Origin of the sequence: Magnetofaba australis IT-1 (assembly GCF_002109495.1) — a bacterium.
Classification (GTDB): Bacteria; Pseudomonadota; Magnetococcia; order Magnetococcales; family Magnetococcaceae; genus Magnetofaba; species Magnetofaba australis.
In genome coordinates, this window is record NZ_LVJN01000020.1 from 664535 (window position 1) to 682236 (window position 17702).

General features: G+C 60.6%; 14 protein-coding genes and 1 pseudogene. 3 read left to right on the plus strand and 12 right to left on the minus strand.

Features of this window, described 5'->3' with window-relative positions; translation table 11 throughout:
* Positions 1-32: 32 nt before the first annotated feature.
* Complete coding sequence (locus MAIT1_RS15170) at positions 33-257, minus strand: HU family DNA-binding protein (protein WP_085444403.1); 225 nt, start codon at positions 255-257, stop codon at positions 33-35.
* Between the two features lie 378 nt (positions 258-635).
* On the opposite strand from MAIT1_RS15170, the gene MAIT1_RS15175 reads away from it, so the two are divergent.
* Positions 636-956, plus strand: a complete 321-nt coding sequence (locus MAIT1_RS15175; protein ID WP_085444404.1) for a NifB/NifX family molybdenum-iron cluster-binding protein — start codon at positions 636-638, stop codon at positions 954-956.
* Positions 957-961: 5 nt separating this feature from the next.
* Here MAIT1_RS15175 and MAIT1_RS15180 read toward each other — a convergent pair whose 3' ends face one another.
* Positions 962-1642 carry a sugar transferase gene (locus MAIT1_RS15180; protein WP_085444405.1) on the minus strand — a complete coding sequence of 227 codons (681 nt, stop codon included), beginning with the start codon at positions 1640-1642 and terminating at the stop codon, positions 962-964.
* A gap of 350 nt (positions 1643-1992) precedes the next feature.
* Between MAIT1_RS15180 and uvrB the strand changes: the two genes are divergently transcribed.
* Complete coding sequence (gene uvrB, locus MAIT1_RS15185) at positions 1993-4059, plus strand: excinuclease ABC subunit UvrB (RefSeq protein ID WP_085444406.1); 2067 nt, start codon at positions 1993-1995, stop codon at positions 4057-4059.
* 54 nt (positions 4060-4113) lie between these two features.
* Here uvrB and MAIT1_RS15190 read toward each other — a convergent pair whose 3' ends face one another.
* A complete protein-coding gene (locus tag MAIT1_RS15190; RefSeq protein ID WP_085444407.1) occupies positions 4114-4569 on the minus strand; it encodes a Crp/Fnr family transcriptional regulator in 456 nt (151 codons plus the stop codon).
* Positions 4570-4965: 396 nt separating this feature from the next.
* On the opposite strand from MAIT1_RS15190, the gene MAIT1_RS15195 reads away from it, so the two are divergent.
* Positions 4966-5202, plus strand: a complete 237-nt coding sequence (locus MAIT1_RS15195) for a DUF2164 domain-containing protein (protein ID WP_085444408.1) — start codon at positions 4966-4968, stop codon at positions 5200-5202.
* Here MAIT1_RS15195 and MAIT1_RS15200 read toward each other — a convergent pair.
* The 9 genes and pseudogenes from MAIT1_RS15200 to MAIT1_RS15240 form a co-directional block, all read right to left on the minus strand.
* Entirely contained in the window at positions 5199-5852 is a 654-nt protein-coding gene (locus MAIT1_RS15200) for a RelA/SpoT domain-containing protein (protein ID WP_085444409.1), read from the minus strand. The two genes, MAIT1_RS15195 and MAIT1_RS15200, sit on opposite strands and share 4 nt — an antisense overlap.
* A gap of 330 nt (positions 5853-6182) precedes the next feature.
* A complete protein-coding gene (locus tag MAIT1_RS15205) occupies positions 6183-6959 on the minus strand; it encodes a ParA family protein (protein ID WP_198947915.1) in 777 nt (258 codons plus the stop codon).
* Positions 6960-7042: 83 nt separating this feature from the next.
* Positions 7043-8161, minus strand: coding sequence for a metallophosphoesterase (locus tag MAIT1_RS15210; protein ID WP_085444410.1), 1119 nt, complete (start codon positions 8159-8161; stop codon positions 7043-7045).
* A 224-nt stretch (positions 8162-8385) separates the two neighbouring features.
* A complete protein-coding gene (gene neuC, locus MAIT1_RS15215) occupies positions 8386-9591 on the minus strand; it encodes a UDP-N-acetylglucosamine 2-epimerase (protein WP_085444411.1) in 1206 nt (401 codons plus the stop codon).
* 237 nt (positions 9592-9828) lie between these two features.
* Positions 9829-10114, minus strand: a pseudogene (locus tag MAIT1_RS15220) (transposase); the annotation flags it as partial.
* Between the two features lie 367 nt (positions 10115-10481).
* Complete coding sequence (locus tag MAIT1_RS15225; protein WP_085444412.1) at positions 10482-11252, minus strand: ABC transporter permease; 771 nt, start codon at positions 11250-11252, stop codon at positions 10482-10484.
* Positions 11249-12667, minus strand: coding sequence for an ABC transporter ATP-binding protein (locus MAIT1_RS15230; protein ID WP_338038836.1), 1419 nt, complete (start codon positions 12665-12667; stop codon positions 11249-11251). The genes MAIT1_RS15225 and MAIT1_RS15230 overlap by 4 nt, the downstream gene beginning before the upstream one ends.
* The gene (locus MAIT1_RS15235) at positions 12576-15683 is read right to left on the minus strand and encodes a B12-binding domain-containing radical SAM protein (protein WP_085444414.1); all 3108 of its coding nucleotides are present in this window, start codon (positions 15681-15683) and stop codon (positions 12576-12578) included. The genes MAIT1_RS15230 and MAIT1_RS15235 overlap by 92 nt, the downstream gene beginning before the upstream one ends.
* Complete coding sequence (locus MAIT1_RS15240) at positions 15680-17377, minus strand: glycosyltransferase family 2 protein (RefSeq protein ID WP_085444415.1); 1698 nt, start codon at positions 17375-17377, stop codon at positions 15680-15682. The genes MAIT1_RS15235 and MAIT1_RS15240 overlap by 4 nt, the downstream gene beginning before the upstream one ends.
* Positions 17378-17702 lie beyond the last annotated feature (325 nt).

Genomic DNA, 17702 nt, shown 5'->3' on the forward strand with positions numbered 1-17702 from the left:
GTTGCCCGGGCTGGACGGTCGAGTGACCAGCCTTAGTTGATCAGGCTGCTCAGGCTCTCGGCCGCTTGGAAGCTCACGTTGTTGGCGTTGTCGGCGCCGCTCACCGCAAAGCTGCCGAACTCGCCGATCTCCACGCTCTCGCCGGCCACCAGGGCCATCTCGACTTGCGCGATCATCAGTTCAACAACTTCTTCAGCTTTCTCGGCGCTCAGGCCACCCATTTGCGACATGGTTTCGATCAGGTCTTGCTTGGTCATTGCTAACGCTCCTATGCGTATGGTCTTCGTGTGTGCGGGAACTCAATTGGCCCTTCCGGCCTCAATCAATATCAGAGTTTCATCATACGCTGATATTTGAACGTTCAGATAGCAATTTTCAGCATAGGTTCGCGGAAAAAGAGTAACTAAAGTGTATCATCAAGTGTTCAGTGGGTGTTCGTTTTCCTGTTGAAAACGCACAGGAATATTGAACATTTTCTGGATTGATGCGAGAGGAATGCAACAAAATAAGTCGGTTGCGTCCTCCTCGGGTTTGGCCTGGTGTGGCGTTCGTTTTGCCCACATGTCAGGTGATCGCCCGAGGCGGAATTGATATTTTTGACAGAGAGTCGTTACACCCCACAGGAGCGAAAAAGCATGAAAGTCGCCATCACCAGTCAGAATCGCAAGAGCGTCACCCAACACGCGGGCAAATGTCGCAACTATTGGCTCTACACCGTGGAGGCGGGCGTGGTGGTCAACAAGGAGCTATTGGAGTTGCCGATGGGGCAAGCGTTCCATGATTGGCCGCATGGTCAGCCGCATCCCATCGATGGGGTGGATCTCTACATCACCGCCAGTGTGGGGCAGGGTCTGCGCAATCGGCTGGCGCAGAATGGAACCCATGTGGTGATTACTGAACAGACCGATCTGGAGTTGGCGCTGGAGGAGGGGTTGGCGTCGCTGGCGGCAGAGTGATCCGTTCAGCCCATGACAGGGGCGCGACGGCGGCGTTGTGGATGGGGCGCGCCCCCCATGGGTTGGATCATGGCTAATGGGGTCTTCAGCAAAATGGAGAGATCCCAAGCGAAAGACCGCGCGCGCACGTAGGCGAGGTCCAGTTGAATGCGCTGGGCCAGGTCGGCGCGGCAGGTGATCTCCTGGCGCATGCCATGCAGCTGCGCCCAGCCGGTGATGCCGGGTTTGACCACATCGCGCAGGGCGTAGCAGGGGCACTGCTGTTTGAACGTCGCTTCATGGGCCAGGGCGTGGGGACGCGGCCCCACCAGGCGCATGTCGCCGCGCAGCACGTTGAACAGTTGCGGCAGTTCATCCAGCGACCAGGCGCGCAGCCAGCGCCCGAGGGGCGTGATGCGTGGGTCGTTGCTGACCGCTTGTTGCACATCGGCGCCATCTTCACTCACCCACATGGTGCGGAACTTATAGATGGTGAAGGGGCGGCCATGCAGCCCCCCGCGACGCTGGGAGAAGATGATCTGTCCTGGGTGGAAAAGCCAGATGGCTGACGCAACAAGCAGCATGAGTGGGGAAAACAGCGTCAATAGCGTCAACGCGCCGATGATGTCGAACAGACGCTCGACCCGCGTATGGGCGCGCGGAGTGTGCGGGTCTGGTTGCTGTATGGTGGCGTTTGGGTTCGCCATGCCGCTCCTCGTGGCGCTGGACTGGAATCTCCTGCATATTCAATAACACGATTCGTGCCAAGCGGAGGGTGCGCGCCCCGGCTTGCGACAAGAGGCGCGGCGCCCTAGATTCCTTAATAAGAACGACGCGTAGGCAAGCAGACGTCGAAAAGCGCAACCGTGCATGCATGGCGACCAACTGGACACTTCCCGAGGTCCAGGAGGGCGTCCCTCCTGGCGGGTCGAGGGCAGAGCCCTCGCGGGTCCAGGGCGGAGCCCTGGTCGGGGTCTGGGGCGAAGCCCTACTCTCTTTCATCTTCCCCGCACTTCTCCAAACACATAGATAGATCAATAGAAGCAAAGGTTGCCCCATGGAGCTGTTTGAACCGGCAAAATTCCAACTGGACGCCCAGTTCGCCCCTTGCGGCGATCAGCCCCAAGCCATTGAGCAACTGGTGGCCGGACTGCGTGAAGGGCGCAAGGATCAGGTGCTGCTGGGGGTCACCGGCTCGGGCAAGACCTTCACCATGGCCAACGTCATCGCCCAGTTAGGTCGCCCGGCGGTGATCCTGGCGCACAATAAAACCCTGGCCGGGCAGCTCTACGGCGAGTTCAAAAGCTTCTTCCCCAACAACGCGGTGGAGTACTTCGTCTCCTACTACGACTACTACCAGCCGGAAGCCTATGTGCCGCGCTCGGACACCTTCATTGAGAAGGATTCGTCGGTCAACGAGCAGATCGACCGCATGCGCCACGCCGCCACCCGCGCCATTCTCACCCGCCGCGACGTGGTGATCGTGGCCTCGGTCTCGTGCATCTACGGTCTGGGCTCGCCGGAGGCGTATGAGGCGATGTCGCTCACCTTGAGCGCTGGGCAGGAGATCGACCAGCGCGAGGCGCTGCGGTCACTGGTGGCGATGCAGTACAAGCGCAACGACATCGACTTCCAGCGCGGGACTTTTCGCGTGCGCGGCGACACCATCGAGGTGTTTCCCGCCCACGAAGAGGCGCGGGCCATTCGGATTGAACTGTTCGGTGATGAGATCGACCGCATCAGCGAGATCGACCCCCTCACCGGCGAAAATTTCGGCGCGGCGCCGAAAGTCACCTTCTTCCCCGCCAGCCACTATGTGACCCAGCGCGCCACCATTGTGCGCGCCATGGCGGAGATCAAGGAGGAGATGCGCGAGCGGGTGGACTGGTTCCAGAAGGAGAACCACCTGCTCGAAGCGCAGCGCCTGGAGCAGCGCACCCGCCACGATCTGGAGATGATGCAGGAGTTGGGCTACTGCACCGGCATTGAGAACTACAGCCGCTTTCTCACTGGCCGCAAAGCGGGCGAGCCGCCGCCGACGCTGTTTGAATACCTGCCCGAGGACGCCCTGCTGTTCGTGGATGAAAGCCACGTTTCGGTGCCGCAGGTGCGCGCCATGTATCGCGGCGACCGCAGCCGCAAGAGCACCCTGGTGGAGTATGGCTTCCGCCTGCCGTCGGCGCTGGATAACCGCCCCTTGATGTTCGAGGAGTGGGACGCCATGCGCCCGCAGACCATCCACGTCTCCGCCACCCCGGCGGTGTGGGAGCTGGAGCAGGCGGGCGGTCGCATCATCGAGCAGATTATCCGTCCCACCGGCCTGATGGATCCGCCAGTGGAGATTCGCCCGGTGGAGCATCAGGTGGACGATCTGATCCACGAGATCAAGCTCACCATCGAGCGCGGCATGCGCATTCTGGCCACCACCCTGACCAAGCGCATGGCCGAGGATCTCACCGACTATCTGGTGGATCTGGGCATCAAAGTCCGCTATCTGCACTCCGATGTGGACACCATCGAGCGCATGGAGATCATCCGCGATCTGCGGTTAGGCGAGTTCGACGTGGTGGTGGGGATCAACCTGTTGCGTGAAGGGTTGGATATCCCCGAGTGCGGGCTGGTGGCGATTCTCGACGCCGACAAGGAGGGCTTCCTGCGCTCGGAGACCTCCCTGGTGCAGACCATCGGCCGCGCCGCGCGTAACTCAGAGGGACGAGTGATTCTCTACGCCGACAAGCGCACCGGCTCTATTCAGCGCGCCCTGGCCGAGACCGAGCGGCGTCGCGGCATTCAGGAGCGCTACAACGTCCAGCACGGCATCACCCCCACCACCATCAAGCGGGGCATCAGCGACGCTCTGTCCGAGTTCTTCGACCCGCCCGCTATCAAGATTGACGATGAGCAAGGGGCTGAGGTCAAGCCCAGTGGGCGCAAGGGCAAGAAGGGAGCTAAGCCCAACACCCAGGTGGATCGCAATGCGCACTTGAAGGGACCGGCGCTGGAGAAGCGGTTGGCGGAGCTGGAGAAGCTGATGAAGGATGCGGCGGAGAATCTGGAGTTCGAGCAGGCCGCCATCTACCGCGATAAGCTGGTGGAGCTGGAGAAGCAGCAATTGATGGCGTGATTCAACGCGAGATGTTGCGCCGCCTGACGTGGCGTCGAGCGGCGCGATTTGTTGCTATCGATCCATCTGGCTGCGGCAGTCGATGAGGTGGTACATCATGATGCGGGCGACGTTGGCGGCCATCACCGGCCACAGATTGCCCTCGGCCTCACGGATTACGCGGCCAGGAATCTCAATCAGCTCGGACTTGTTGTCGGTCACCAGCGACACCGGCCATTTGGCGCCGGGATCCAACACCCCCATCAGACCGGTGATCTCGCCCACCTGCAGGCACGATTCGTGGAACGGCTTGCGCAGGCTCAAGGTTTCGGTCACCAAACGCCCTTTGAGCACGATCCAGCAATTCTCCGCCGCGTCGCCGTGACGATAGATATAGTGGCCCTTTTTATAGGTGACCATCTTCACGTCAGGGTGCTGCAGCATCTTCTCGAAGCTATTGCGATCCACCCCAGCCAGCACGCCGGAGGTGGAGAGAATCGAGGTGACCAGTTGAGCCGGGATATCCGCCATGGGGGCCTCCTGTGTGGCGAATGAAAGCCGCCTGACCACTGCATATGGCAGGCGTCAAAGATGCTGGTGGGCGCAGCGCCGTGCGATGCGTCGACGGCGCGTGGTTTCGCATGCGCGCATGGCGTTGGGCTGTGGGCGGCTTGGGGTTGCGCGCAGACGACAACTCGCGTCAACAATACCGCCAACGTTGTCCGTTTTGTTAAACCTAAGGGTGCGTCATGGTGGAATGTTGGGCGGTAAAAGTCAAGGCAGTGTGGCGCAGTTGACGCTTGTGCGGAACGGATTTCATTTTACTGTACAATAGGTTGACGAGTGCGTCGCGCTGCGGGGATTGGCTGGCGGTCGGTCGGGGCGTGGGGTGGCAATACAATGCATTAGTTGGCGGAGGGGTTGGGGATGGCGCGGATTCAATTTACCGAGGCTGAGCGTGAGGATCTTGCGCGTCAATTGCAGGATTTTCTGTTGGAGGAGAGTGGGCAGGAGTTGGGTCGCTTTGAGGCCGACGCGCTGCTGACGTTTATCACCGAGGAGATGGGCGGCGCATTCTACAACCAGGGGGTGCGCGACGCTCGCGCGGTGTTGCAAGCCAAGCTCGCCGACATCGACGACGCCCTGGAGGAGATTGTAATCTAAGTGACGCCATTCTGCATTTTATAAATTGATTCAGCAAGACGACTTCCAGTCGAGACAAGTCTGGCAAGGATTTTTAATTGGTCTCTTACGATTTTATCACTGCTATTAACCGGATAGTTGACAGAGTGATCTATTTCTCCCCAGATTTCCTCAAAAAGTGTCCTGACTTGTATTTCACAGCACCATTTAGCATCTTCGCGAGGCTTCACAACATAATGGACGCTTGTGTAGAAACTAGGCTTAAGTTTGACTTCTATGTTTAATTCCTCTAGGCTCTGTGCGGTCTCATGGTCCCATGTATAACCAGTGGGATTCTCATTGAGAGCCCATTCATTATTCTCTATTTGACTCATGATGGCTTGATGAATTTTGATGAACTGGCCTGGGTATAAGTGAATAATTCTGACGCCAGATAAATCAGTTATTTCTGTGAAAATATTGTTCTCATTAATAACTGCTCCAGATTCTGCCTTTCTCGTCACTTTGCTACGTAGATGTTCAGGGTCTTTCATGCGGGACTTGATTGTATAGATAGTGTCGTCACTAATCAGTTTCTCATTTCGCCGGAAGTATGTTTCAACAGCAGTCATGAAACTTTCAAGGTTGGCGGAATTTTCTTTGTAGACGTCGATGATCGAATTGATGTCCATGACTCAGTGCCCCAGGGCTTCCATTCTAGATATGATTTCTTTTGCAAAATTACTGTATTTTGTTTTTGTATCTCTAAATCTGCCTTTCCCTCCAGATATCGTATTGATATCAGTTTCCTCTAAACTCTGATCAGGAACATTCCACATTGGGCATTTATACTTTTGTGCCATATTTGGCAAGGTTGAGTGAGTATGCATAATTGCAGTATTGCCAATCGGATTCTCGATTTCTTGAGACGAAAGGTGTTGATAAGAAGTGTTTGGCAGATGAGTCTTAATTGTCTCAGGAAGTAACTTCGCATAATGATAATGCGCCTGCGCTAATGCATACTAATTACTTTGCTGGTTATATTTCTTTGCATTATAAATTGTATAACCAACAAAGCTTACGCGTTTGCTAGGCAACGGTCTGCGTTTTGTGTCAGACAGCAGGTTATACATAGTCTCAAATTCTTTGTTCCATTTTGTCAGAGATGCCCCGATGTTTTTAACGCCATACAGAGAAAACATGTCAGGCATGCATGGAATCATAAATGCATCACAGGTAGAGATTATGATCTTATTTAAAATTCCAAGACTGGGAGATGTGTCAATTAAGATATAGTCGTATCCATGTGTTTCAGCATACTGGATAGATTTCTGCCTTATATTAGAAATTGTTCTGATTGCGAGTGGATCACCAGTAAAAGCTTCGCTCCATCTGCTAGCAATTTTATCCTCATATCTATGTAGTGTTAGTCGTCCTGGAATAAGGCCGAGTTTATCAGTAATTTTATGTGGAGGTGGGAGTCTTGCTGGTTCATCAGCACCGTCTTCAACAGGCTTGAAAAGAAAATGGGAAGATCTGGGAGAGTTAAGAAGTTCGTCAAACAATAATGGGCTGGTATTTTCTTTTGCTATTCTATAGTCGTCGATGAATGAATCTTCGGCCTCCCAAATAGAATGCAGTTTTTCTTCAGCGAGGCCAAATAGCGATAAGTTTGACTGAGGATCTAGGTCAAACATAAGCACAGAGTGACCAAGATCAGCTAAAGAATGGGCCAGGTGATAGATCAAGGTTGTTTTTCCAACCCCGCCCTTATTGTTAAAAATGGCTAGAGATTTCACTGTGACCTCTTAAATGCAAGTTTGATTATGCAAAGATGCTCTAATAGTAATTTCGTGTCAAGAAATAAGTGCATTCTGTCGTCTTAAGCCGGGACCAGAGTCAGCAGGGTTATTTCGCTGGGCGCCAGCACCCGCACCGGCGGGCCCCAATAGCCGGTTCCCCGGCTGACGTAGATCTGCTGGCCGTTGCTATGCGTATGCAACCCGGCCAGATAGGGCTGCGCCAACATCACCAGCAGCCCGAACGGGAAGATCTGCCCGCCGTGGGTGTGGCCGCTGAGCATCAGGTCGCAGCGGTGATGGTCGGTCTGCTCAATGCATTTGGGCTGGTGCGCCAAAACCACCACCGGCTTGCTCTGATCCACCCCGGCAAACGCCTGGTTCCAGTCCGGCGGCCGCACGCCCCAGCGATTGCCCATCAGATCGTTCAAGCCCACCACAGTCAAAAACGGATCCGCTCCGCCAATGGGCAGGCTGGCGTTGGGCAGCGTCTTGACTCCCAGCATCTCCAAGTACGCCAGAATGTCCTCCACGCCGTGGAAGTACTCATGGTTGCCCGGCACATAACAGACCGGCGCCTGCAACTGGCCAATAGGGGCCAGGTCCGCCGCTGCACGGTTGGCGGGCAGGTCCGCCAAGTCGCCAGTGATGGCCACCAGATCGGGCTTCAGCGCGTTGGTGCGTTCCACTAGATCGCCCACGAAAGGGGCCTTGATGGTGCGTCCCACATGCACGTCGCTCCACTGCACAATAGTGAACTTGTCGGTCTTGAGTCCTGGAATCGGTACGGTGACGCGGCGGATGGCGGGCGTCTTGCCGCCGTGATGCACCCCTTTCCACAGATAGGAGATCGCCATCAGCAGAAATGCGGCGTCGAACAGAATGCGCAGACTTTGACGCCGCGCCGGATCAAAGTGCGTTGTGCCTTTGCTTCCCACAGCGCGCAGCAGATCGTAGATCACTGCAATCACAAACAGCATAAAGGTGACGCCGATGCAGCCGCCCAGCAGCATGATCAGTGTGGGGCTGTCGGGCAGAAAACCGAAGAAGCGGTCGGCGGCGTAGAGGATCTCGCCGCCCATCAGCGCCAGGGCCAATCCCAATCCCAACTTGCTTGGCAGGAGGTGCTGTCGACGCAGAAAACGGCGGTAGAGGTAGAGGTTGAGCAGCCCCATCACCGCGGTGAAGATGAGAAAGAACATGCTGGCGTCAGCCTTATTGAAATTGCGGAGTTTATTGAGAGTTCTAGCGAATCAAACCAATAACTGCACCCAACGGCCAATGTTTGCGTGACGCAGGCTCGGCTGGCGCTGACTATTGGCCGCCGACTGGTCGGCGGCGGGGTCTGGGGGCCGCGCCCCCAGCGGGTGTGGGCGGCGCCCACGGTTTGGCTCTTGATCTTAAGGGGTGTTTGAGGGCATAGCCCTCAATATCTTAAATCCCCATGAAATGTCCGAGTTTTGTCATCCGCCTGCACGGCATCCAACACATCCTCGCGTTTGGGCAGCAGCGCGCGCAGATCCAACTCCCGCAGCAGGCGCAGGGCGCGGTCGATGCTGCGTCCATCGCCATAGGGGTTGGAAAGGGTGGTCAGGCGCTGCGCCATGGAATCGCCCAGCGCCTCATCGATGGCTTGGACAATGGCGGCGCGATCCGGGTTGCAGAAGATCACATTCTCCCCGGCCAAGCGGCCCCGTTGGCGCATGCCCACATTGACCACCGGCAGAGGGATGGACGCGGCTTCGATAATGCCGCTGGAGCTGTTGCCCACCAGCAGGCGCGCGTTCTTGTAGATATCCAGAAACAACGCGCGGGGAAGATTTTTATAGAAGAAGAAGCCGGGCCGGTCGCGCCAGCGCGTCGCCACGTCCAGCAGATCCCGGTGGCCCTGATCGGCGTTGGGCGCGCTCACCAGGGCGGGTGTTTTCGCTTCTTCCAACGCCGACAGGATGTGTTCGAAGTAGCCTGCCGCATGCTCCTTCTCTTCAGCCAGCGGGTGGAAGATCACCACCGCATAGCTGTGGAAGGCGTCATCCAAGCCCAGCTGTCGCAGGGCGTCAGCCTCTGCGGCGGGTTGATGCTCCACAAAGCGATCCAACGCGATGCTGCCGATGCAGTGCACTCGCTCGGGGGCTTCGCCCATGCGCAGCAGCCGCTGCTCATGCTCGGGCAACGAGACCAGATGCGCGGTAGAGAGCTTGGATGTGGCGTGACGCACCGGATGATCTACATGACCGTCGCGGGAGTGGTCGCCGCCGAAAAAGTGCACAGTGGGGATCTCCAGATAGGCGCCCAATAGCGCGCCGATGATCACCTCTTCGCGATCCCCGGCGTAGAGGATGAGGTCGGGATCATACTGCGCCACGGTATCGATGGCGCCGGTGAGCAGCAGGCTGGCGGATTTGAGCCGCGAGATGCGCGAATCGGCGTCCAGCAGGGTTTCGATGGTAAGCAGGATGTCCAGCTGGTCATCGCGAATCTGCTCGATGCTGCGTCCAAATGTGGGCGAGAGATGCGCCCCAGCCACCAGGAGCTTGAGTTCAAAATCGTTGGCCGCGTGCAGGCGTTTATAGAGCCCGGACATCAGGTCATATTCGGCGCGCGAGCAGGTGATGGCGAGGATACGGGTCATAGAGGACTCACTGGCTGACGATGCGGGCGTGGCGCATTTTATTGAACGGACGATGGCGCAAATTCAGTTGCGAGCATAGCGCAAGGGGAGGGGGGAGGCGAGTGGAAGAGCTTGAGAAGGAGGTGACTTGGGCGTGTGATGGGTGGCGCGATAAAATGGCGTCCCCGAGAGGATTCGAACAGAAGTGGCCCCATTATTTGGACAGATCAGAGGCCTCGATAAGGTTGAGTCCGCCAGTTACGCTGCTTTGTTGAAGGCCTGCCCCTGATAGACCTGATCTGGCGTCCACCCCGGCAAGGCGGAATGAGGCCGGTTATTGTTGTAGAAAGAAGACCCGTTCGCCAATGTCCTGTCGGGCCTGTGAGCCGGTTTCAAAGGCGTTCAGGTAGACGCACTCGTGTTTCAGGGAACGCCATAAGCGTTCGATGAAAACATTGTCCAGCCAACGGCCTTTGCCATCCATGGAGATCCGAGCTCCAGCGTCTTTCAACACATCCGTGAAGGCTTGGCTGGTGAACTGGCTGGCCGCCGAATGCTGTTTGCGTTTCGCCATATCATTCTCCTGCTGCTCAATAGGCGAAACTCAACCTTAACCACCTGTCCGACAAATGGGCGCCACCTCTCAGAGGCATGCGTAGGCCTGGTGATGAAGGCAGGCGAGAGAACAGCCTGTCACGGGGTTTGGTTGGCTGGGTGAGTTTGTGCTGGTGGTGTGGTCAGTGATGACCAGACTTGCACGAAACGATTTGGGGTTTGGATGGTTTGTGAGGTTTGTCTAGCCAGTGACCGCCAGCGCGCCGCGCTGGGACTACGATTTGGGTTTTGGTTGGTTGGCGGGTTTGTCTAAAACGAAATAATCCCCGCAAAAACAGCGCATAAGGCGAGTTGCGTTAAATTACGTCGGCAAAGTGAGGTTGCAAACGCTTGAAAATCCAATAACCAACCGCCATCAACAACAGCGTAATCAACCAGAATCGCAGCGCCGCCTGGGGTTCGTTCCAGAAGCCGCGCTCATACAGCAGCGCATTGCGATAGCCCTCCACGATGTAGAACGCCGGATTGTACGCCAGCGCCCCGCGCAGCGCCTCCGGGGCCAGATTGGCGGGCCACACCACCGGCGTCAGCCAAAACACGATATTGACCAGCACCGGAACGATCTGTTCCAGATCGCGAAAGAACAGACTCAGCGCCGAGATGAGCCAGAACAGGCCGATGAGCAGCGCGCACAGGGCGGCGAAGTAGTAGAGCAATTGCAGGCTGGAGAGCGACAGCGGCGCGTCGAGCAGAGCCAGCATCAGGATGACCAGTCCCAGCATGAGCAGATGACTCACGCCGCCGGCCAACAGGTGGATGAACGGCAGGGTGGCGATGGGGAAGGGGGTTTTGCGCACCAGGCTCCCCTGGTGACGAATACTCGACGGGGCTTGCGTGAGCAACTGGGACATCATCATCCAGGGGGTCATGCCACAGATAAAATAGAGCAGGTAGGAGCCGCCATCGGGGCCGGTGAGCTTAAGCCCTTGGGCGAACACCATGTAGTAGACGCCGATCAGCAGCAGCGGATGCAGCGCCTCCCAGGCGACGCCAAACCCGGAGCCGGTGTAGCGGGTGGCGATCTGCCGCCAGGCCATGGCGCGGATGATGGGCCAATGGGGGATCATGAGGCGGCTTCCGGGGCGCACAGGCGCTGGACGCCGCCTTGGAAATCGGCCACGCCAACGCTGTCGTGGGGGCCGACGACCTCCAGAGTGAAGAGTCCCCGCCGCACATCGCAGAAGCGCGGTCCCTCGGCGGTGGTCTCATCCACGCCGAGATTGAACACAAAGTGGCCATTGTTGAGCCGCAAGGTCATATGAAAACGCACCGTGACCACCGCGCCTGCCGACAGCGGCCCACAGGCGCCGACGCCATCCTGCAGGTCGGTGTTGAGGCCATACGCCTGCACGCCGTCGAGAGTCTTGATGGCGAAGCCGAAATTGGGCCGCGTCAGGGCTTGCTCGATGCGGAATTTGGCGTAGATTTCGATCTCCTGATTGCGCGGCAGCGCGGGGGGGTCGATCTCTCCGGCGGCGACCAGCATGTAGTCGAGCAGAGTCGCGCGGCCATCGCCGATGCGGTAGTGGTGGGGGTTGTAGTTGCGGCGTTGGCTCGGTTGCGCGGCCTCGGGGGCGGCGCGCAGAAAGGCGTCGACGCAGCCGGGCGGCTCATGCGCCGCCGTCGGCGCCTCCGGGTCGAGCAGCGCAAGGCTGTGGTCGGGGCCGTTGTGGGCGCCGAACAGCAGATGTTCGTAGCGGTTGATCGCCTCGGTGACGGGGCCGTCGAAGCGCAATTCGCCCTGTTCGAGCACCATCGCGCGGTCGCACAGGGCGGCGACCAGGCGCACATCGTGACTGACGAACAGAATGGTGGCGCCGCCGCCCTGGATCTGGCGCAGGCGCTCAAAGCATTTGGCCTGGAACTGCGCATCGCCCACCGCCAGCGCCTCATCGATGACCAGAATCTCTGGTTCGGCGTGGATGGCGGCGGCGAACGCCAGTCGCATGTGCATGCCCGAGGAGTAGGTTTTGAGGGGCTGGTCGAAGTGTGCGCCGATGCCAGCGAAGGCCTGGATCTGCGGCAGGCGGCGCTGCATCTCGGCGCGCGACAGGCCGTGGATGGCGCCATTGAGCAGCACGTTGTCGCGGCCGCTGAACTCCGGGTCGAAGCCCGCCCCCAGGGCCAGCAGGGCGGAGACCCGTCCGGCCACGCGCACGCTGCCGGAACTGGGTTGACGCACCGCCGAGATGATCTCCAACAGGGTGGTTTTGCCGCTGCCGTTGCGCCCCAGCACGCCCACGGTTTGGCCGCGGGGAATGGAGACGTTGATATTGCGCAGCGCATGAAAAGGGGGGGGGGCGGGCGGCCAAAGGGGAGCAGCGCCTGTTTGAGGCGCTCGCCTCCGCTGGCGAACATCGGAAAGCTTTTGCAGATGTCGCGTAGTTCGATCATGACGCCGAGGCGGCGTCCAGGGCCAGAATCGCCTGTTTGACCGCCTGTTCGCTCTCCCCTTGCAGCAAGCCGGGGATGGCGTCCAGATCGGCCTGGTTCAGATCCACCGGGCCGAGGCTCTGCGGCACCCCCAGGAAACGCGCGCCCAGCGCCACCAGGTTATAGGCGTTGAGGGCGCCGAGCAGGCGCGGGCTGAGGGAATGCGGCGGCGCCAGGGCGGCGACTTGCGCGGCGGCCTGCTCTGGGGTCTCGGCGCGCAGAAAGCCCTCGGGCAGGCGGTTCAGATCATCCCATTGGGTCAGATCGATGGCCCCGGCGGCTTGCGGCAGGGCGATGCAAGCGCCCCGATACGCCACCAGATTGTAGCCATCCACACTGCGCAAAAACCGCGGCGTCGCCCATTCACGGGCGGCGGCCTCGGTCTGGGCCTGCGCCGCCGCCTGAGCGCGCGCCTTGGCCTGGGCTCGCGCTTGCGCCCGCGCCAGGGCTTCGGCCTGGGCCTGGGCTTCGGCCTGGGCCTGGGCTTCGGCCTGGGCCTGGGCTTCGGCCTGGGCCTGGGCTTCGGCCTGGGCCTGGGCTTCGGCCTGGGCCTGGGCTTCGGCCTGCGCCAGGGCTTCGGCCTGGGCTCGCGCTTGGGCCTGCGCTTGGGCCTGCGCTTGGGCCTGTGCTTCGGCCTGGGCCTGCGCTAGCGCCCGCGCCTGGGTTTCGGCCTGGGCCTGGGCTTCCTGTTGGCGCCGCGCCGCCGCCTGCTGCGCAATGCGCGCGATCAACGATTTGGCGTCCCGCGCGCGCAGCATGCCCGGTAGATTGGCCAGATCATCGCGCATCCAGTCCACCGCCAGCCCGAACGGCGCGGCGTAACGCCAGCCGTCAAAGCGGACGATGTTGTGCGCTGCATACACGCACTCAACCTCCGGTTGTGCCTGCGCGCCAACGGCGTGTACGAGGGCCGAGGGCGGCGCGGATGGCAGCGCGAACCAGGCGCCGTCAAACGCGACCAGATGGGTCGGCGACGCCGTGGGGGCGTCGGGGGTCATGGCGCTGGGGGCGTCGGGCGCAACCGCCGTAGGGGCGTCCTCGGCGGAGGTTGAGGCGCTGGCCGAGCGGTTTCGATCCTTGCCGGTCTGCACGTTGCGATAGATCAACTCGGCCATGCCGCCCAGTTGAAAACCGGCGGCGTAGAGTCGGCGCACAATGCGTTCATAGCGCGCCTGCCGCACGCCAGCGTCGATGTCGGGATTGACGCTGCGCCACAGATGCGCCGGGATGGCGCGATAGTACTGCTGCTTCAGTTGCGCCACATCGCTATCAAAACGGATGCCGTGCTGCTCGGGCTCCTCCCAATAGACGCCGCCATTGGCCAGAATCAGCGGATTGATGTTGCCCATGCGGCCAATGTAGGGCTTGAGCTCCTCAATCAGGCGCAAACCTTCGTCGATATCGGTCTCGGTCTCCCCGGGCACGCCCACCACCCAGTTGATCTCGGTGAAGATGCCCGCCGCATGGCAATCCTGGAGATTCTGGCGGATGTGTTTGATGGCGTAGCCCTTCTTCTGCAACTTCAAGGTGTTGGCCGAGAAGGCGTCGACCCCGAAGCGCAGCGAAACGAAGCCCGCTTGGCGCAGGGTGTCGAAAAAGGCGCGGTCGCTGTTCTTGTGGATGCGCAGTTGGCCGGTGAATTTGACCTGCAAACCGCGGTCGATGATGGCGTGACAGATCTCCAGCAGGCGATCGGGCAGGCCGTTGAGATCACTCTCATTGAACATGAACAGCGTACAGCCCTGAGCGAACAACTGTTCGATCTCATCGACAAAGTTTTCCGCCGAGCGGATGCGCCAGGCGAAGCGTTCGGCGCAGAATGAGCAGCGCGACCAGCGGCAGCCGCGGCTGGCGATCACCGGGGTGAGGCGATAGCCGTTATAGTTCTGGTACAGCGCCATGTCGCACCAGTCGTATGTGGGGATGCCCAGGGCGTCCAGATCCTCAGGGCGCTGGCCCGCCACAAAGGGGATCTGCGGGTCGTCGAAACGCGACATCACGCCGGGCAGATTGCGCGGCCGCTCGCCCCGCGCCAGGGCTTGAACCAGCGGCGCAATGGTCAGGTCGGCCTCGCCTATGCAGACGTAATCGGCGCCCTCGAAGGCGCGCAGGCCGATATCGGCCTGGTAGCAGTGGTAGCCGCCCACCACCACCATCAGCTCCGGCAACCCCTGTTTGACGCGCTCGAACAGCCGGCGGGTGAACAGCACGTTGCTTTGGTGGATGGAGAAGCCCAGCGCCTTGGGGCGCGCGGCGATGATGCGCTGCGCGGTCTGTTCGATGAGGTCGGCGAACAGATCCGCCATCTCCGGCTCGGCCCACAGTTCGTGGTGCTCCACCTGCCAGGGGTCCTGTGGCAGGGCGCGGCCATCTGCCAGATGGGTGACGCCGCCATGGTCGAACAGACGCTGGATGTGGAAGCGGTGGTACAACACGATATCCAGATCGAAGATCTGATAGCGCACGCCGCTGCGCTGTAAGGCGTTGTTGAGATAGCCCAGGCCGTTGGGCAGCAGGGCCATATTGCGCGCCGGGGCGTCCATCAGCAGGAAGTCCAGCCCGGCGTCGAAGGTGATTGCGGGGATCGGCAGCGGATAGATGTGGTGGCCGATGGGGCTCCAGGCGCGCGCGGGCAGGATATCGGCGGCCAACTCGAGCAGGATCTCCAGGTCGATCAGGCGCACGCCATCGGGCAGGGCATAGCGCGCCTGCATGCGGTTGAACATGCCGCGCTGGGCCACGAATAGGGTCTGCGCGCCGTCGGGGCGGGGCGCGGCCAACTGTGCGCCCAGCGGTTGCGCCGGGTCCAGCCGCCAGAGGATGTGATCATTGAGTTGCGGGCAAGCCGCCAGCAACGCCTGGGCGAAAGGGCCTGCGCCATACCAGCTCAACCCCGGCTGGGTCAGCAGATGCGCGCCGAGCCGTTGCAACAGGGCGCGCTCATCGGCGGCGCCGTCGAGGCGGAAGCACTGCTGCGCGGAGAAGGCCACGCGCTGGGCCTCGACGGGGTGGTCCGGAGCGTCGGCGAAGGTGAGGCGCGCGCGGCTGTCGTGCAGTTCGCTCATGAGGGTTGTTCGGTCAGGCCCCAGATCAGGATCATCCGCTTCATGGCGTTATGGGCGCTGATCTGCGCGTGGTGGCGATGGTAGAACGCCGTGGGGACGATGAAGTGGCGCGCGCTGTCGTCGGCTTCGAAGGCGTCCAGCAGGGAGGCGATGGCCATCGCCTCCTCCGACGGCAGGATGGCGAAGCGGGCGGCGGGGATTAGCCCCAGACGCTGCGCCCACTGCAGCGCACGGCGGGGGTTGTCGCGCTCCAGCAGCAGAGTCAGCTCCTCGCCGCGCAGGGGGTGCGGGGCGTAGTGGGTGAGATTGTGGATGGTCATGGCCAGGCTCACCAGTTGCTCGCGCTCGGCGCGACTGGCGGCCAGAGCGGCGCGCAGAGCGCGGGGCAGGCGCGCTGCGGCGGCGATGGCGTAGGCCAGCCCGCCCACGGCGAACAGGCTCATCTTCAGCGCCGGGGGCAGCAGGTGCACGCTTCTGTTCAAGCGCCGCTCCAGCTTGCTGAGGACGTCAAAAGCGAGGTGGTCGGCCAGTGCAAACAGGGTCATCAGCCGCCGCAAGGCGGGCGGCGTGGCGGCGTCGATGCGCGCCTTGGTCTCTTCAATATCATGCCCTTCGAACGGCGCGCCGAGCCCCTGGCCGTCGCGGCTGAGGGCCTCCTTGTCGCTCAAGGGGTAGGCCAGGACGCGGTCCACCTCAGCCACCAGTTGAAAGCCGTGGTGGTTGCCCATAGGGCGCTTGTAGTCGTTCCAGCGTTTGAGCGCGCCGTTGGCGGCGATCCAATCCACATCCCACTCCTGCTGGAATTTGGGGTCGATCAGATGCGCGGCGACGTCGTCGAAACTGTGCGCCTGGCCGGTGCGCAGCATGCGGATGGCGGCGTTCTCCAGCAGCGGCGCGATGCGCCCGGTGTCCAGCGCCTCCAGCGAAGTGGAGGACATGTGGCGGCCGTCGTGGGGGCCCAGATAGTTGTCCGCGCCGGCCTGTCCCGGGTGCCAGGTGTGGTAGAGGAACTCATCCATCTCCCACACTTCGCGATGGCCGTGGTTGAGCAGGCGGAAGGTCATGTCGTAGGGGCCGCAGATGTGGCCCAGATAGTCGATATGCTCGTCGGCGCCGCCGATGGCGATGAGGTGATCGCGGCGGGCGCACATGCAGGCGCCGTAGTTGCGCGTATGCAGCGGGTCCTCCTCATTGAGCACGCCGGCGGTGCGGCCATCCACATTGTTGATGCAGCCGGGGCCCAACACCTCTTCGAAGGGGGGGAAGCGGAACGGGTAGAGATCGCGCCGCATATTGCGGAACTGATCCATGTGATAGACCGAGTCCGGCTCCCGCTCGAAGTGGCGGATGATGGTGTCGATGAAGTTGGGACGCACCATGGCGTCGGAGTCGCCGATCATCACCACCGGGCTGCTGGCCAGGGTGATGCCGACGTTATACATCAAGTGCTTGTGGTAGTAGCAAGTCCGCGGCATATCCAGTTGCAGCCACAGATCCACCTGATCGGCGTAGGCGTCGATGCCGTCATAACGGCGCGCGTAGTACTCGATGATGATGACTTCAAAGTCGTCGCGGGGGACCGTCTGCTGGCGCAGATAGTGGAGCAGGTGAAAACTTTCGCGCACGCTCCAATCCAGCAGGATGAGGCTGACTTTGGCGTGTTTTCTGGGGCTGCGTTTATGGAATTTCATCATCGACGTTCGTGTGGTGCGGGCGGATCCAAAGCAACAGAGATGGAGTAATCAGCCAAAAATGTGGGTTGGGCCCCAGGGCTCACTGCGCGCCCTGCCCAGGCGGTCGGGCGGCGGGCCGACTCCAGAGCGCGGCGCTGTGGGCGCGACGATGCGAGCATCCGCCCAAGGTCACTGTGCGGCGGGATAATTCCCGGCGAGAGGGTCCGTTGCAACGCCGATAAAACGTCCTTCGGAAGATAGCAGATCATACGCCCCAAGTCGACCAATTGTGCGGCGCTGCGGGGCCGCCTTAGAGGACGTCGCCGCGGGTGCTGGGATCGCGCGA

What these genes read in the sequence shown, in the direction of transcription:
- MAIT1_RS15175 (WP_085444404.1), top strand. Translation starts at nt 636, where the DNA reads ATGAAAGTCGCCATCACCAGTCAGAATCGCAAGAGCGTCACCCAACAC.
- MAIT1_RS15180 (WP_085444405.1), bottom strand. Translation starts at nt 1,642, where the DNA reads ATGGCGAACCCAAACGCCACCATACAGCAACCAGACCCGCACACTCCG.
- MAIT1_RS15170 (WP_085444403.1), bottom strand. Translation starts at nt 257, where the DNA reads ATGACCAAGCAAGACCTGATCGAAACCATGTCGCAAATGGGTGGCCTG.
- neuC (WP_085444411.1), bottom strand. Translation starts at nt 9,591, where the DNA reads ATGACCCGTATCCTCGCCATCACCTGCTCGCGCGCCGAATATGACCTG.
- MAIT1_RS15190 (WP_085444407.1), bottom strand. Translation starts at nt 4,569, where the DNA reads ATGGCGGATATCCCGGCTCAACTGGTCACCTCGATTCTCTCCACCTCC.
- MAIT1_RS15200 (WP_085444409.1), bottom strand. Translation starts at nt 5,852, where the DNA reads ATGGACATCAATTCGATCATCGACGTCTACAAAGAAAATTCCGCCAAC.
- MAIT1_RS15235 (WP_085444414.1), bottom strand. Translation starts at nt 15,683, where the DNA reads ATGAGCGAACTGCACGACAGCCGCGCGCGCCTCACCTTCGCCGACGCT.
- MAIT1_RS15225 (WP_085444412.1), bottom strand. Translation starts at nt 11,252, where the DNA reads ATGATCCCCCATTGGCCCATCATCCGCGCCATGGCCTGGCGGCAGATC.
- MAIT1_RS15210 (WP_085444410.1), bottom strand. Translation starts at nt 8,161, where the DNA reads ATGTTCTTTCTCATCTTCACCGCGGTGATGGGGCTGCTCAACCTCTAC.
- MAIT1_RS15195 (WP_085444408.1), top strand. Translation starts at nt 4,966, where the DNA reads ATGGCGCGGATTCAATTTACCGAGGCTGAGCGTGAGGATCTTGCGCGT.
- MAIT1_RS15240 (WP_085444415.1), bottom strand. Translation starts at nt 17,377, where the DNA reads ATGATGAAATTCCATAAACGCAGCCCCAGAAAACACGCCAAAGTCAGC.
- uvrB (WP_085444406.1), top strand. Translation starts at nt 1,993, where the DNA reads ATGGAGCTGTTTGAACCGGCAAAATTCCAACTGGACGCCCAGTTCGCC.